Here is a 13,176-nt window from a genome sequence, read left to right as displayed (position 1 = left end):
CCGCCGCGGACGGCCCCGCCGCCGGCGTCACCGCGCGCCGGGCGCCTGGCCGTACGGCGCGGCCCGGGTGTACGGCACGGCCTGGCCGTACGGCACGGCCTGGGTGGCCCCGGCGGCGCCGGGAGCCGGCGTGGGGGCCGGGGTCGCGGTGACCCGGCCGTGCAGGACGAGCGCCCAGGTGAGGGCGGCGAAGGCGGCGACGTTCGCGACCGTCCTGACGATGTTCCAGGTGACCCACCGCGCCTCGAAGGCGTGGCGTACGGCGGCCAGGTCGGCGATGTCACCGGGTTGGCCCGCCTTGGCGAGCTGGTCGTTGAGCGGCACGTTGACGGCGCTGGTGACGACGAACATGACCGCGTACAGGACGAGGGCCGCGATGATCCAGGGCAGGAGTTCCCGGCCGGTGCTCAGGTGCAGTACCAGCGCCGCGACGGTGAACGCGAGGCCGCCCAGGAAGCAGACCATGAACCAGCCGTTGATGATGGCCACGTTGATCCGCTGCATCGCCTCGACGAAGGTACGGTCGTGCGAACGCGCCAGACCGGGCATCACCGCGTAGGAGAAGGCGGCGAACAGCCCGGCCATGAGGCCGGTGGTGAGGGTCGCGGCCAGCAGGGAGACCGTCTGCAGAAGCTTGATCATGGTGCTGTCTCCTGGTCTCAGATGTTCCAGACGCCGGTCGCGGCGGTCGCGCGGGCGTAGTCGGCGAAGTCGCGGGGCCGCCGCCCCAGGGCGCGCCGCACGCCGTCGCCCAGGTGGGCGTTGCGGCCGTCGAGCACGGTGGTGAACAGGTAGGTCAGCAGGTCGACGACCTCGGCGGGGACACCCTCGGCGAGCATCGCGGCGGCGTGTTCCCTCGCGGAGACCTGGGTGAGGCCGACATGGCGTCCCGACGCGTCGCCGATCTCGGCGACCGCCTCGGCGAAGGTGAGCAGCCTCGGGCCGGTCAGCTCGTAGACCTCACCCACGTGCCCGTCCTCGGTGAGCGCGGCGGCGGCGACGTCGGCGATGTCGTCGGCGTCGACGAACGGCTCGGGCACCTGCCCGACCGGCAGTACGACCTGACCGGCCAGCACCGGGTCGAGCAGGTACCCCTCGCTGAAGTTCTGGGCGAACCAGCTCGCCCGCAGGACCGTCCAGTCGGCTCCCGACGCCCGCACCGCCTCCTCCGCGGCCTGAGCCTCCTCCTCGCCTCTGCCGGACAGCAGCACCAGCCGCCGCGCGCCCTGGGCGACCGCCAGTTCGGCGAAGGCGCCGACCGCCTCGGGCGCGCCTGGGACCGCCAGGTCCGGGTGGTAGGACACGTAGACCGCCCGCACTCCCTGGAGCGCGGGAGCCCAGGTCTCCCGGTTCTCCCAGTCGAAGGGAACCCCACCGGAGCGGGAGCCGATCCGCACGGGCAGGTGGCGTTCCGTCAGCCGCCGCACGACGCGGCTGCCCGTCTTGCCCGTGCCGCCCAGCACCAGTGTCGGCGTGTGCTCTCCCATGTTCCCCGTCTCCCCGTGGTCTTTTCGGTCTTCCGAAACGTGCTGACCTCTTAAGGATCATTCACTCTGAAACCCGGAACAATGCCGTGTTATGCAACGTTCGTTAACACACAGGTTCACGAACGGGGGTTCGCGGTGGAGCGGCGGGACATGGAGATCTTCCTGGAGCTCGGCAGGGAGCTGCACTTCGGGCGGACCGCCGAGAACCTGCGGGTGTCCACGGCCAGGGTCAGTCAGACGATCAGGCAGCTGGAACGCCGCATCGGGGTCCGGCTGTTCGAACGGACCAGCCGCAGGGTCGAGCTGACCCCGGTAGGCCGCCGCCTGCACGAGGACCTGGCCCCCGCCTACCAGCAGATCCTGGACGGCGTGGCCAGGGCGGTCGCCGCGGGCCGGGGCCTCGACGGAGTGCTGACCGTCGGGTTCATCGGCACCGCCGTCGGCCGGTTCGTCTACGAGGTCGCCGACGTCTTCCACACCCGCAACCCCACCTGCCAGGTCCAGGTCAGGGAGAACGCCTACAGCGACGGCACGACCCTCCTCGACGAGGGGAGGATCGACCTCCTGGTCGCCGTGCTCTCGCCTCAGGAGGGCTCGGGGCTCAGCGCCAGCCCGGTCCTGTTCCGGGAGGAACCGCTGCTCGCGGTCTCCGCCCGCCATCCCCTCGCCCGCCGCGACGCGGTCACGCTCGACGACCTCGCCCACGAGAACGTCCTGCGTCCTCGCCTGCTGCCCGACTTCGCCGACGAGGCCCTGGTGCCGCGCCGTACGCCCGGTGGCGCGCTCATCGAGCGCGGACCGGATTTCAGCACCATCCAGGAGATGTGCGCGCTCGTCGGCGCGGGCAAGGGCGTCTTCCCCGTCCCCACCCACGCCGCGGAGTACGACGCGCGGCCGGACGTCGCCTACGTTCCGCTCACCGACGGGGCCGTCTTCGAGTGGCGGCTGCTGTGGCGTACCGGGGCGGAGACCAACCGCGTCCGCGCCTTCGTCCAGGCGGCCCAGGAGTACGTGGCCGGAAGGCGGGACCCGCTCATCAACCGGTGACTCAACCGGTGAGCAGGGCGGTCAGTGCGGCCGTGGCCTCGGCCAGGGACTTCTCCGCGAACGGCTGGAAGCGGGCCAGTTCCGGGAGCCTGTCCGCCAGCGTCATCTCGGCGCGGACGAGGTGCAGGTGCTCCCCGGCCACCCCGAGGTCGCCGAAATAGGCCCGCAGGTAGGGCTCCTGGAAGTCGAAGGCCTCCCTGGGCGTGCCCGGCCCGTAGGCGCCGCCCCGCGCGAGGACCACGACCACCCTCGTCCCGGCCAGGCTCCCCTCGGGGAAGGCGCCGGGGAAGGAGACCCGGTCGATCCACGCCTTCAGCGCGGCGGGAACGGCGAAGTTGTACATCGGCACGCCGAACAGCACCGTGTCGGCCGCCAGCACCTCGGTGATCAGCGGCAGCGTCAGCGCCCACTCCCGTTCCTCCTGCGCGTTCTCCACCAGGGCGCCGACCTCGGAGGGCGGGACGGACCCCTTGACCTCGACCCGCCTGCCCAGGACGCAGTAGGCCGAGGAGATCGGCGGCACCGGCTCGACGGCCAGGTCCCGGTGGCGGTACCCGGCGGTGCCGTGCCGTTCGCACCACAGGTCGGCGAACAGCGTGGTCAGCCGCCTGCTGACGGACTCGCCGGAGTCGTCGGCACTTGAGTCGATCCGCAGCAGGGACGGTCGCGTGTTGACGGTCATCGGTTCTCCCCATGTCACCTTGTTCGTGTCGTGTTCGTCATGGAACTGACGAGGGGGAGTGAGCGAAGGTGACCGGGATGGACGGCAACGACGAACTCGCGGAGCGGTTCGAGGCGCACCGGGGCCACCTGAGGGCCGTCGCCTACCGGATGCTCGGTTCGTCCGCGGAGGCGGACGACGCCGTCCAGGAGGCGTGGCTACGGCTCGTCCGTGTCGACGCCGGGGAGATCGGCAACCTCGCCGGATGGCTGACGACGGTCGTCTCCCGCGTCTGTCTCGACATGCTGCGCTCCCGCGCGGCCCGCAGGGAGGACCCGCTCGGACAGCCGGTTCTCGGACAGCCGGACGACGGGGGGAGCGACCCCGAGCGGGAGGCTCTGCTGGCCGAGTCGGTCGGCCGGGCGCTGCTGGTGGTGCTGGACACCCTGGCCCCCGCGGAACGCGTCGCGTTCGTGCTCCACGACCTGTTCGCCGTGCCGTTCGACCGGATCGCGCCGGTCGTCGGACGCACCACGGTCACCACGAAGAAGCTCGCCAGCCGGGCCCGCCACAAGGTCGCGCCGCCCAGGGCCTCCGGTTCGGCCTCTTCCGCCGACCGGCGGGTCGTCGAGGCGTTCCTGGCCGCCTCCCGTGAGGGGGACATGGAGGCGCTCCTTGCGGTGCTCGCCCCCGGGGTGGTGCGCCGCGCCGATCCCGCCACCCTGCCGCCGGGCGTCCCGGCCGTCTCCCGGGGCGCGCGGGCCGTCGCGGGGGAGGTCCTCGTCCTCGGCGGACGGGCCAGGTACGCCGAACCGGCCCTCGTGGACGGGACCGTGGGCGCGGTGGTCGCCCCGTACGGCCGTCTCCTGCTCGTTCTCACGTTCACGATCGAGGAAGGAGTGATCACCGAATACGAGGTGATCGCCGATCCCACTCGTCTCCGTGCCCTGTCCCTCTCTCCATTTCGTTCGCAGAAACATGAAAAATAGAAGAAGGAAAGGTTTGCCCCGTGAGAACAGTTCGTTTCGCGCGTTGTGTGGTCGCGGTGACTCACTTTCCCGATGCGCAGCGTGTTCAGGGGTGAAAAGCGCTCTCTCGCGCCGTTGGATGTCCGGGATCAGGCGACTTTTGGCAGCTTGTTCGCTTGACAGTCCAGGGAGCCTGTGAATCGGGTCGCGTTTACCATCCGTCACATTTTCCTCAGTTGTAAAGTTTCTTTTCCGTTACCGTTTGACGGTTCCCCAACGATTGGACGCGGGTTATCGTGGCGATCGCGCCAACAGGGCGAAATTCACCACAAAACGCGACCGGTGCGTCCGGCCAGGCGTCGATTCATTCGCCATGGACACACGGGTGTCTTCGGCGTGCGCGAGGAACCACCGGAAGCCGCGGAGAGATTGAGGTCCGATGTCATCGAAGCGTGAGAGGCGAGGTTTATGGGCACGGGCGGTCGCCGTCGTGGTGCCCGCCCTCGTCATGGTAGGCCTGGTCCCCGCGACGCCCGCCGCGGCGAGCGTCCCCGTCATCTCGCAGGTGCACTGCGTCGGCGACGGAACCAGTGGTCACCGCGTCAAACTGATCTACGCCTACGAGTCGGGTTCCAACCGGTTCACCGAGAAGGAACCGCTGATCCGGCAGGCCGCGTGGGTCACGCAGGAGAACGTGAACGACAGCGCCCGCCGGGACGGCGCCGAGCGCTGGGTCCGCTTCGAGACCACCGGCTCGACCGGCTGTGACGTGGACATCGACTCCGTCGAGGTTCCCACCGGCTCGTCCGACGGCGACTGGACCGGGGCCCTGAAGACCCTCGGGTACACCGACACCGACCACATCTACATCGCCTACTTCGAGAACAGCACCGGTTGCGGCGGCACGGTCAGCGACGGCCGGATCAACGACGACAACACCATGGGAACCGGCAACCGCCACAACTCCTACGCCACCTGGATCAGCCTGTCGCCGGGCTGCTCCACCGGGCACGAGATGACCCACGAACTCGCGCACGCCCTGGGCGGAACCCTGCTGGGCTCCCCCAACCACACCTCCGGGGGTCACTGCACCGACTCCAACGAGACCCTCTGCCAGGGCGGCTCGACCGTGGTCTGCTCCGACCCGCTGGACGTCCGGCTGCTGGACTGCGGCAAGGATGACTACTTCGGCGTCGTCCCCGTGGGCACCTACCTGTCCACCCACTGGAACGCCGCCAAGGACAGCTCCTACCTGGAGCACGGCTCCACGGTCCCGGCCATCACCACGGTCCCGCCGCTGGCACCACAGTTGTTCTCGGCCGTGGACGTGGAGGGCACCGAGATCGTCTTCACCTACGTGCCGAGCACCCCGGTCTACGGTTCCGGCGTCACCCGTGAGGCCCAGGTGCTGCGCAACGGCACCGTGGTCGCCACCGTCCCGATCTGGCAGCGTTCGGTCCGGGTGACGGGTCTGCTGGCCAACACCAGCGCGACCTACACGATCCGGGAGAAGATCACCTACGGCGGCGTCTCCCGCACCTCCGAGCCGTCCGACGGGCTGATCGTCCTGACCGGTTCCGGCAGCAACCCCGCGGGCGCCGTCGACAACGGGATCACCACGGTCTTCACCAACGACGTCGTCGACTCCACCGGCCCGAACCAGGCCATGGACCTGTACTCCTTCAGCACCGCGGACAACGCCGCCATCGTGGAGTGGCCGCAGAACAGCCTGAAGAACCAGCAGTGGAAGCTGGACGCGGCGGGCGGCAGCTCCTACACGATCACCAGCGCGCACAGCGCCAAGTGCCTGAGCCCGCTGGCCGGCAGCGGCACCGCGGGGACGGCCATCGTCCAGGTCCCCTGCACCGGCGCGACCGCGCAGAAGTGGACGTTCCCCTCGATCTCCGGGATCACCTACCAGATCAAGGCGAGCGTCGGCACCAACCAGTGCGTCGCGGCGAGCGGCGGTGGCACCACTGGCGGGACCGCCCTGGCCCTGGCCACCTGCAACTCCTCCGACTCGACCCAGCGCTGGACCAGCAACCAGGTCGGCTGACCCTCCCCGACCGCTTCTCCCCGATCACCGAGCCGTACGACCAGCCCCCCGGTCGTACGGCTCGGCCATGCACACCTCGTCGAACCTGTGTACGAACCTGTGGAAACTGTGGATAACTCGTTCGAGGGTCAAGGTTCGTACGGACTTCGGACCAGTCAGGCGGCCCGCCTGAACCCGAAAGCATGGAGGTTGTGCCAGATCAGCGCGTAGCCATCGGTGCTGACCCCCAACGGCGCCGCGGGCAGGTCGCCGCCGAGCACCTTGCCGGTCCTGTCGTCCAGGGCCAGGTAGAGGGGCTCGGCTCCCCGCTCCTGCTTGACCTTGAGGTAGGCGATTCCGCCGAAGGCCGACTCGACCGACACCTCACGCTGGTTTTCCACAGCGGGGACGCGGAGCTCACCGGTCCTGGAGTCGATCAGCGTCAGTGGCCCGTCGCACAGCACGGTATCGCTGTCGGCGTCGAAGGCGGACGTCGCGCATCGCACGCCCACCGAGTTCGAAACCTCGAACCCGCCCAACCGCTCACCCGTCATCAGGTCGTACAGCGAGTGCGTGGAGGACATCCCGTCCGACTGCCAGGTGAACAGGGAGTCGCCGACGATGGTTCTGCCCTGCACGTCTCGCGGTAGCCGCCAGAGCAGGCTCCCGCCCTTGGACAGGTCGAAGCCGTGGACGACCGCCGCCTCCTCGTCCAGGAGCATCCCCCTCGGCCAGTACACCGCCTTGTCCTCGATGACGCCGAGCAGGGAGTTCTCCTCCTCGGCACCGATCGGCAGGGCGACAGCCTGCTCGCCCGCGAGGGTGGACAGCTTGGACACGTTGACAAGACCGGCTCCGTCCGCCTCGCCTTCGGCGACGTAGCCACCGACGAAGAAGGTGCCGCCCTCCGGCGAGCGCCAAACCTCCGCCCCCGTCTCGTCAACCACCAGGTCGGACATCTGGATGGACTCGGCGGTCAGCCCCGACGCGGCCAGTTGCCGCTTGTGCCGTACCACTGCCACCGGTTTGCCGTGATCGGTGTCCACGCGCAGGGTCGCGTCCTCGTCTTCGATCGGGATGCTCTTGAGCTCTTTGCCCGTGGCGGCGTCGATCACCTGGAGGGCGAGGGTGTCGGCGGCCCGCCCGAGTACGGCGAAGGACTTGCCGACGGCGACGGCGTCACGGATGGAGCCGAGGGGTATCGTCCACGCCTGCTCCGTCGCGAGGCCGGGCAGGGCGGGGCCCTCGTAGGCGGGTCCTGCCGGTGCGGGTTCCGCCACGGCCGGAGCGGATCCTTCCGGCGTGGGCGCCGAGCACGAACAGAGCAGTAGGACGAGCAGTGGAGCCAGTAATCGACTGGACATTCCTGGAACGTATGTCCAAGATCATCCCTTGTCAACGAGGTCAAGCCAGTTTGTCGGGTACGGAGTTCGGATCTTCGGGCCGGTCAAGGCGGCGCCGCGCAGGTGAAGACCGCCTAGTTCCCATAGTCACGGAGGACGACGTTCTCGGCGACCCTGCGCGTCTTCTTGACCATCATCTGCTTGCCCGGCAGGTACGGCATGACCTTGTAGTACCGGTGGAGGAACGCGGTCAGAAGGCGGCTCTCCGGGACCATGTACCCGGCCACGCCCTCTCCCATCTTCTGGCAGCCCTTGGCGTACTCCCGCATCGTCTCCTCGTAGCGGGCGAAGGCCGTCCTGTGGTCGCCGCGCGCGGCGGCCAGCTCACCGGCCAGGACGTACGCGCCGACGAGGGCGAGCCCGGAGCCCATGCCCGAGAGCGAGGAGGGGCAGTAGGCGGCGTCACCGACCAGGGCGACCCGGCTCTTGGTCCAGCGGTCCATGTGGACCTGGCCGACCGAGTCGAAGTAGAAGTCGGGAGCGTGACGCATCTCCCGCAGCAGCCGGTCGCTCTCCCAGCCGTTGCCCGCGAAACGCTCGGCCAGCACGGCCTGCTGCCGCTCCACGTTCCTGCGGACGCCCTCCAGCAACGGTGAGGCGAAGTAGAAGACGGCCCTGGCCTCGGCGTTGCCGTTGGAGCTGTACATCGCCACCAGCTTGCCCGAGGTCAGGTAGGCGTGCCCGGTGCGGTCGAGGCCCAGGTGGTTGCCGGTGGTGAAGATCGCGCAGTAGACGCCCAGGTGCTTGACGTAGTCCTCCTCCGGCCCGAAGGCCAGGCGGCGGGTGTTCGAGTGCAGCCCGTCGGCGCCGATGACCAGGTCGAACCTGCGCGGCGCGCCACGCTCGAAGGTCACGTCGACCCCGTGGCCGTTCTCGGTCAGCGAGGTGATGGAGTCCCCGAAGACGTACTCGGCCCGGTCCCTGGTCGCCTCGTAGAGGATGCGGGCCAGGTCACCGCGGAGGATCTCGACGTCCCCGGAGAACAGGTCGTCGGGCATCCTGGTCTGCGGCCTGCCCGCGCCGTCGACGTACCACGTGGAGGTGATGTCGGTCTGGACGGCTTCGAGGTCGGTGAGCACCCCCATCCGGCGCAGGATCGACAGGTGCGCCTTCCCGCGGAAGTCAACGGCGTAACCCCCCTCACGCAGCGCCGGGGCACGCTCGACGATCGTGACCTTGAAACCGTGGTGGGAGAGCCAGTAGGCGAGCGCGGGGCCGGCGACCGAGGCGCCGGAGACCAGGACGTTTCTCATGCCGCACAGCTTCACGCGACACGCTCACCGCGGGCTCACCGCGAACTCACCGCCTCCGTCCCGAGGCTCACACGACGTTTCCGGGAGCCGCCTTGGCCCCGGGTCATGCGGTGTCCGTCTTCGCTCCGGGAGCCGCCATGGGTTCTTCGGAGCCCACACGGTGTCCGTCCTCGTTCCGGGAGCCGTCCTGAGCCTGCCGGCCTGGTTCCGAGGCCCGCATGACCGCAGAGGTCACACCACCCTGGCCCCGGAGCTCACCGCTTCGACAAGGCTCTCCGGCAGGCCGATCAGGCGCAGCGCGTCCGCCCCGGGGGCCCCGGTCACGGCCGTCGCGGACTCGGCGGCCTGCCGGAAACGCGCCCTGGCCGTGGCCCGGTCGCCACGCGTCTCGGCGAGACTACCGAGTCCGGCGAGCAGCCGTACCCGGTTGCCCACGCTCCTGATCCAGAGCGGGTCGATCAGCTCAAGCGCCTCGGCGTAGTGGCTCTCCGCCTCGGCGAGGTCGCCGTCCCGCAGGGCGATGTCCCCAAGCCCGCGCAGGGCGGCCCCGACGTAGTTCGAACTGCCCGCCCTCCGGGCCAGGGCGGCGGCCCTGTCGTAGTCGGCGCGGGCCGCGGCCAGGTCGGTCTCGACGAGCTGGTCACCCCGGTTGACCAGCAGGTCGGCGGCGTCCTCCAGGGCTCCGAGCTGGTCGGTGAGGTCGAGTGCCTCGTCGATCAACGCGACCGCCCGGGTACGGTCGCCACGCGCGACCGCCAGACCGGCGAGCGCGTCCAGGGCCAGCGCGGTACCCCACCGGTCGCCGAACGCGCGGAACTCCTCGACGGCCCCCTCCCAGACACGCGCGGCCTCCGCCATACCGGGCAGGCCGCTCTCCCCGAGGGAGTCGCCCTCGCCGAAGAACTCCCCCAGAGCCCCGAACCCCAGCACGTACCGGGCGACCGCCCGCGCCCACCCATGAGGGCAGTCACGTTGGGCGGTGACCAGCGCGAACGTCTCCAGCGCGCCCTCCCCGCCCGTGTTGTGCATCATCCACAGCAGCAGGACGGCCGGATACCGCCCCGGCCGGTCACCCGGCCACGCGGCGGCCAGCGCCCGCCCCGCCGCGGCGCGGTGCCGCCGCCACACCTCCCGGCCCCCGGGACCGGAGGTGGCCAGCAGCACGCACACCGCGTACTCCTCGCCGAGCCCGGCGGGCGGCTGTTCACCCATCACGTCGAGCAGCGCGACGGCGTACGGCGCGACCGAGAGGGAGACGCCGCGAATCCACAGGTAGGTCGAGGCCGTGGCGAGCAGCTCAAGGCCCACGGCCGTGTCCGAGGACTCGACGGCCCAGCGCACCGCCGCGGGCAGGTCGCCGTGCTCACGCGCCAGGACCCCGAGCCACTCCAGCTGCCGTGTCCGCAGCAGGTGCGGGGCGGCGGTCCTGAACAGGTCGAGGACGGCACGCGCGTGGGCACGCCGTACGGGCTCGGCCTCCCCGGCCGCGTCGAGCTGTTCCGCACCGTAGGCGCGGATGGTCTCCAACATCCGGTAACGCCCGCCGACGACCTCAAGAAGAGACTTGTCGACCAGGGATTCGAGCGTCTCGCCGTCGATGCCGCACACCCGTGACGCGGCCTCGGCGCTCGCGCCCCCGGTGAAGACGGTGAAACGCCGCGCGGCCCGCTGTTCGGCCTCCGGCAGCAGGTCCCAGCTCCACGCCACCACCGACCGCAGGGTCCTGTGCCGCTCCTGCGCGGTACGGCTGCCGCGCGCCGCGACGGCGAGCCGGTCGTCGAGCCGCCCCGCGAGGTCGTCGAGTTCCAGGGTGCGCAGCCTGGCCGCCGTGAGCTCGATGGCCAACGGCAGATTGTCGAGGGCCGCGCAGATCCGCCGCACGACCCGTTCGGTACCGCCGTCGGCGGTGCCGACGGCCGGGGCGACGGCGAAGCCACGCCGTACGGCACGGGCCCGGTCGGTGAACAGCCGCACGGCCGCCTCGTCGTCGAGGGGCCGTACCTGCCACAGGTGCTCCCCGGTGATCCCGAGCGGTTCCCTGCTCGTCGCCAGCACCCGCAGCCGGGGGCAGGCGGCCAGCAGCCGGGCCGCCAGCGGAGCCACCTCCTCCACGAGGTGCTCGCAGTTGTCCAGGACGAGCAGGAGCACCCGGTCGGCGAGCGCCGCGATCAGGCGGTCGACCGGCCGCCGCTCACCGACCTCCAGACGCAGGCCGTTCTCCCGCAGGCCGAGCGCGCCCAGCAACGCCTGAGGCAGCTCGGCGCCGTCCCGCAGCGCGGCGAGCTCGACGAAGCACACGTCGTCGGCGGCCCTCCCCGAGGACCTGGCGCCCGCGGCGGGTCCGGCGACCCCCGGCGCCCCGGCGACCTCGACCGAGAGCCGTGTCTTACCGACGCCGCCGGGACCGACCAGGGTGACCAGCCGGGCCGTCCGCAGCAACTCGGCGACCTCGGCCACCTCCCCGGCCCGGCCGACGAAGGACGTCAGCTGGGCGGGCGGCGCGACGGGCGGGGGAGACGGGTCGGCGGCCAGCAGTTCCCGGTGCAGCGCGAGAAGTTCGGCCGAGGGGTCGGCGCCCAGCTCGTCGGCCAGGTGCCGCCTGGTCTCCTCGAACGCCGCCAGCGCCGCGGCCTGCCCGCCCTCGGCGAACAGCGCGCGCATCAGCAGCCCCGCCAGCCGTTCCCGCAGCGGGTGACGGCCGACCAGTTCCCGCAGCTCGGGTACGAGCGCGCGGTGCCCGCCGAGCCGCAGCTCGCCCTCCATCCGGTCCTCAAGCGCCGTGAGCCGTAGCTCCTCAAGACGGACGGCGGCCGGACTGCCGGTGAGGTCGGCCAGCGCGGGCCCCCGCCACAGCGCCAGCGCCTCCCGAAGGAGTGCCACCGCGCGTTCGGCGTCCTCCTCCCGCAGCGCGGCCCGCCCCTCACGTGCCAGCCGTTCGAACCGGAAGGCGTCCACGTCGTCGCGGGGAACCACGATCCGGTAGCCCGCCCCGGCCCGTTCGATCGTCGCCGCCGTGCCGAGAGCCGTACGCAACCGGGACATCTGCGACTGCAGGGCGTGCGCGGACAGCGCCTCGTCGGGGTTGACCTCGTCGGCCAGCCGATCGGCGGAGACCACCTCACCGGGGTTCACCAGCAACAGCGCGAGCAACCCGCGACGGGCGGGACCTCCGAGCGGAATCTCACTCCCGTCATCGCGCCACGCACAGGTCTGCCCAAGGAGCCCAAACCGCATATAAGCGATTATCCCCGTTGCCGGTCTCCCGATCACGCGGGACCACGGCTGGAGAACAGGCCGGTCATCACGGTGCCTCCTGGGAGACGACCCGGGCCGTGACCGGCGCCGAAGGACGGTCACCCGATGGGACCGAGGTAGGTCCCTCCGGAGACGTCGATGGTCTGCCCGGTCACCCAGCGGCCCTGGGGGCTCGCCAGGAAGGCGACGACGTCGGCGACGTCCTCGGGCTCGCCGAGCCGTCCCAGCGCGGTGATCGCCTCGAAGGCGGCGACCACCTCGGGGATGGACGTGTGACCCGCGGTCATGTCGGTCCGCACCACGCCGGGCGCGACCGTGTTCACCGTGATCCCGCGCCCGCCCAGCTCGTTGGCCAGGGACGGCGCCATCGCCTCGATCGCCGCCTTGCTGACGGTGTAGCCGATCTGCATGGGGACCGCGATCCTGGTGGCCGTCGAACCCATGTTGACGACGCGGCCCCCGTCGTTCAGCAGCGGCAGCGCGCGCTGGATCACGAAGAACGGCGTGCTCACGTTGACCGCGAGCAGCCGTTCGAACTCCTCGGGGGTGACCTGGGCGATCGGGTTGATCGACGCGATGCCCGCGTTGTTGACCAGGATGTCCAGGCCACGCCCGGCCAGCCCCTCGGTCAGCCCGTCGAACAGCAGGTCGATCGCGCCCGGCTCACCGAACCTGGCCCATACGGCGAACGCCCGGCCGCCCTCCTTCTCGATCCGCGCCACCGTCTCGCGGGCCGCCGCGTCGTCACCGCCGTAGTGGACGGCGACCAGGGCCCCCTCGGCCGCCAGCCGTACCGCGACCGCCCTGCCGATGCCCCGCGAACCACCCGTCACCAGTGCCGTCTTGCCGGCGAGAACACCCATCAGAACTCCTCGGTCCGTGCCCGGTCTTCAGTACGCCCGAACCATGACATCCACCCCTCACCGCGTTCTCACCGTCGGCTCACCGCTCTCCTTCTGAGGCACGGGAGGGGAGGTCACGCGGCCGGCGGACGCCTCACCGACCCGTTACGGGCGATGTCCAGCGGCACGAAATCGTTCTGTTTGTTTCTTTATTCGCGCACCAAG

10 protein-coding genes are annotated in these 13,176 nt (G+C 70.8%); 3 read left to right on the top strand and 7 right to left on the bottom strand.

What is annotated here, in order from left to right:
• Positions 1-27: 27 nt before the first annotated feature.
• The gene (locus tag ABZ470_RS30015) at positions 28-642 is read right to left on the bottom strand and encodes an anthrone oxygenase family protein (RefSeq protein ID WP_362915638.1); all 615 of its coding nucleotides are present in this window, start codon (positions 640-642) and stop codon (positions 28-30) included.
• A 17-nt stretch (positions 643-659) separates the two neighbouring features.
• Positions 660-1,487: an NAD(P)H-binding protein gene (locus tag ABZ470_RS30010; protein ID WP_362915636.1), complete on the bottom strand. Its 828-nt coding sequence runs from the start codon at positions 1,485-1,487 to the stop codon at positions 660-662.
• 150 nt (positions 1,488-1,637) lie between these two features.
• Here ABZ470_RS30010 and ABZ470_RS30005 point away from each other — a divergent pair, with 150 nt between their 5' ends.
• Complete coding sequence (locus tag ABZ470_RS30005; RefSeq protein WP_352015026.1) at positions 1,638-2,534, top strand: LysR family transcriptional regulator; 897 nt, start codon at positions 1,638-1,640, stop codon at positions 2,532-2,534.
• Between the two features lies 1 nt (position 2,535).
• On the opposite strand, the gene ABZ470_RS30000 is transcribed toward ABZ470_RS30005, so the two are convergent.
• The gene (locus tag ABZ470_RS30000; RefSeq protein WP_362915634.1) at positions 2,536-3,216 is read right to left on the bottom strand and encodes an NAD(P)H-dependent oxidoreductase; all 681 of its coding nucleotides are present in this window, start codon (positions 3,214-3,216) and stop codon (positions 2,536-2,538) included.
• Positions 3,217-3,293: 77 nt separating this feature from the next.
• Between ABZ470_RS30000 and ABZ470_RS29995 the strand changes: the two genes are divergently transcribed.
• Together ABZ470_RS29995 and ABZ470_RS29990 are read left to right on the top strand one after the other, a co-directional pair.
• On the top strand, positions 3,294-4,184 hold the full coding sequence (locus tag ABZ470_RS29995) for a sigma-70 family RNA polymerase sigma factor (RefSeq protein WP_362915632.1): 891 nt from the start codon (positions 3,294-3,296) through the stop codon (positions 4,182-4,184).
• 418 nt (positions 4,185-4,602) lie between these two features.
• Entirely contained in the window at positions 4,603-6,219 is a 1,617-nt protein-coding gene (locus ABZ470_RS29990) for an RICIN domain-containing protein (protein WP_362915630.1), read from the top strand.
• Positions 6,220-6,374: 155 nt separating this feature from the next.
• On the opposite strand, the gene ABZ470_RS29985 is transcribed toward ABZ470_RS29990, so the two are convergent.
• From ABZ470_RS29985 to ABZ470_RS29970, 4 genes are all read right to left on the bottom strand, one after another.
• Entirely contained in the window at positions 6,375-7,478 is a 1,104-nt protein-coding gene (locus tag ABZ470_RS29985; RefSeq protein ID WP_362915628.1) for a hypothetical protein, read from the bottom strand.
• A gap of 197 nt (positions 7,479-7,675) precedes the next feature.
• Complete coding sequence (locus tag ABZ470_RS29980) at positions 7,676-8,854, bottom strand: FAD-dependent monooxygenase (RefSeq protein WP_362915626.1); 1,179 nt, start codon at positions 8,852-8,854, stop codon at positions 7,676-7,678.
• 231 nt (positions 8,855-9,085) lie between these two features.
• Positions 9,086-12,088, bottom strand: coding sequence for a BTAD domain-containing putative transcriptional regulator (locus tag ABZ470_RS29975; protein ID WP_362915624.1), 3,003 nt, complete (start codon positions 12,086-12,088; stop codon positions 9,086-9,088).
• A 119-nt stretch (positions 12,089-12,207) separates the two neighbouring features.
• Entirely contained in the window at positions 12,208-12,972 is a 765-nt protein-coding gene (locus ABZ470_RS29970; protein WP_362915622.1) for an SDR family oxidoreductase, read from the bottom strand.
• Between the last annotated feature and the right edge of the window lie 204 nt (positions 12,973-13,176).

The organism is Streptosporangium sp. NPDC020072, from assembly GCF_040631445.1.
Taxonomy (GTDB): domain Bacteria; phylum Actinomycetota; class Actinomycetes; order Streptosporangiales; family Streptosporangiaceae; genus Streptosporangium.
Note: the sequence above shows the minus strand (reverse complement) of the source record. Positions and strands in the feature narration are given on the sequence as shown.

Coding starts and splice junctions, on each gene's coding strand:
- ABZ470_RS30015 (WP_362915638.1), bottom strand. CDS start 642: ATGATCAAGCTTCTGCAGACGGTCTCCCTGCTGGCCGCGACCCTCACC.
- ABZ470_RS30010 (WP_362915636.1), bottom strand. CDS start 1,487: ATGGGAGAGCACACGCCGACACTGGTGCTGGGCGGCACGGGCAAGACG.
- ABZ470_RS30005 (WP_352015026.1), top strand. CDS start 1,638: ATGGAGATCTTCCTGGAGCTCGGCAGGGAGCTGCACTTCGGGCGGACC.
- ABZ470_RS30000 (WP_362915634.1), bottom strand. CDS start 3,216: ATGACCGTCAACACGCGACCGTCCCTGCTGCGGATCGACTCAAGTGCC.
- ABZ470_RS29995 (WP_362915632.1), top strand. CDS start 3,294: ATGGACGGCAACGACGAACTCGCGGAGCGGTTCGAGGCGCACCGGGGC.
- ABZ470_RS29990 (WP_362915630.1), top strand. CDS start 4,603: ATGTCATCGAAGCGTGAGAGGCGAGGTTTATGGGCACGGGCGGTCGCC.
- ABZ470_RS29980 (WP_362915626.1), bottom strand. CDS start 8,854: ATGAGAAACGTCCTGGTCTCCGGCGCCTCGGTCGCCGGCCCCGCGCTC.
- ABZ470_RS29975 (WP_362915624.1), bottom strand. CDS start 12,088: ATGCGGTTTGGGCTCCTTGGGCAGACCTGTGCGTGGCGCGATGACGGG.
- ABZ470_RS29970 (WP_362915622.1), bottom strand. CDS start 12,972: ATGGGTGTTCTCGCCGGCAAGACGGCACTGGTGACGGGTGGTTCGCGG.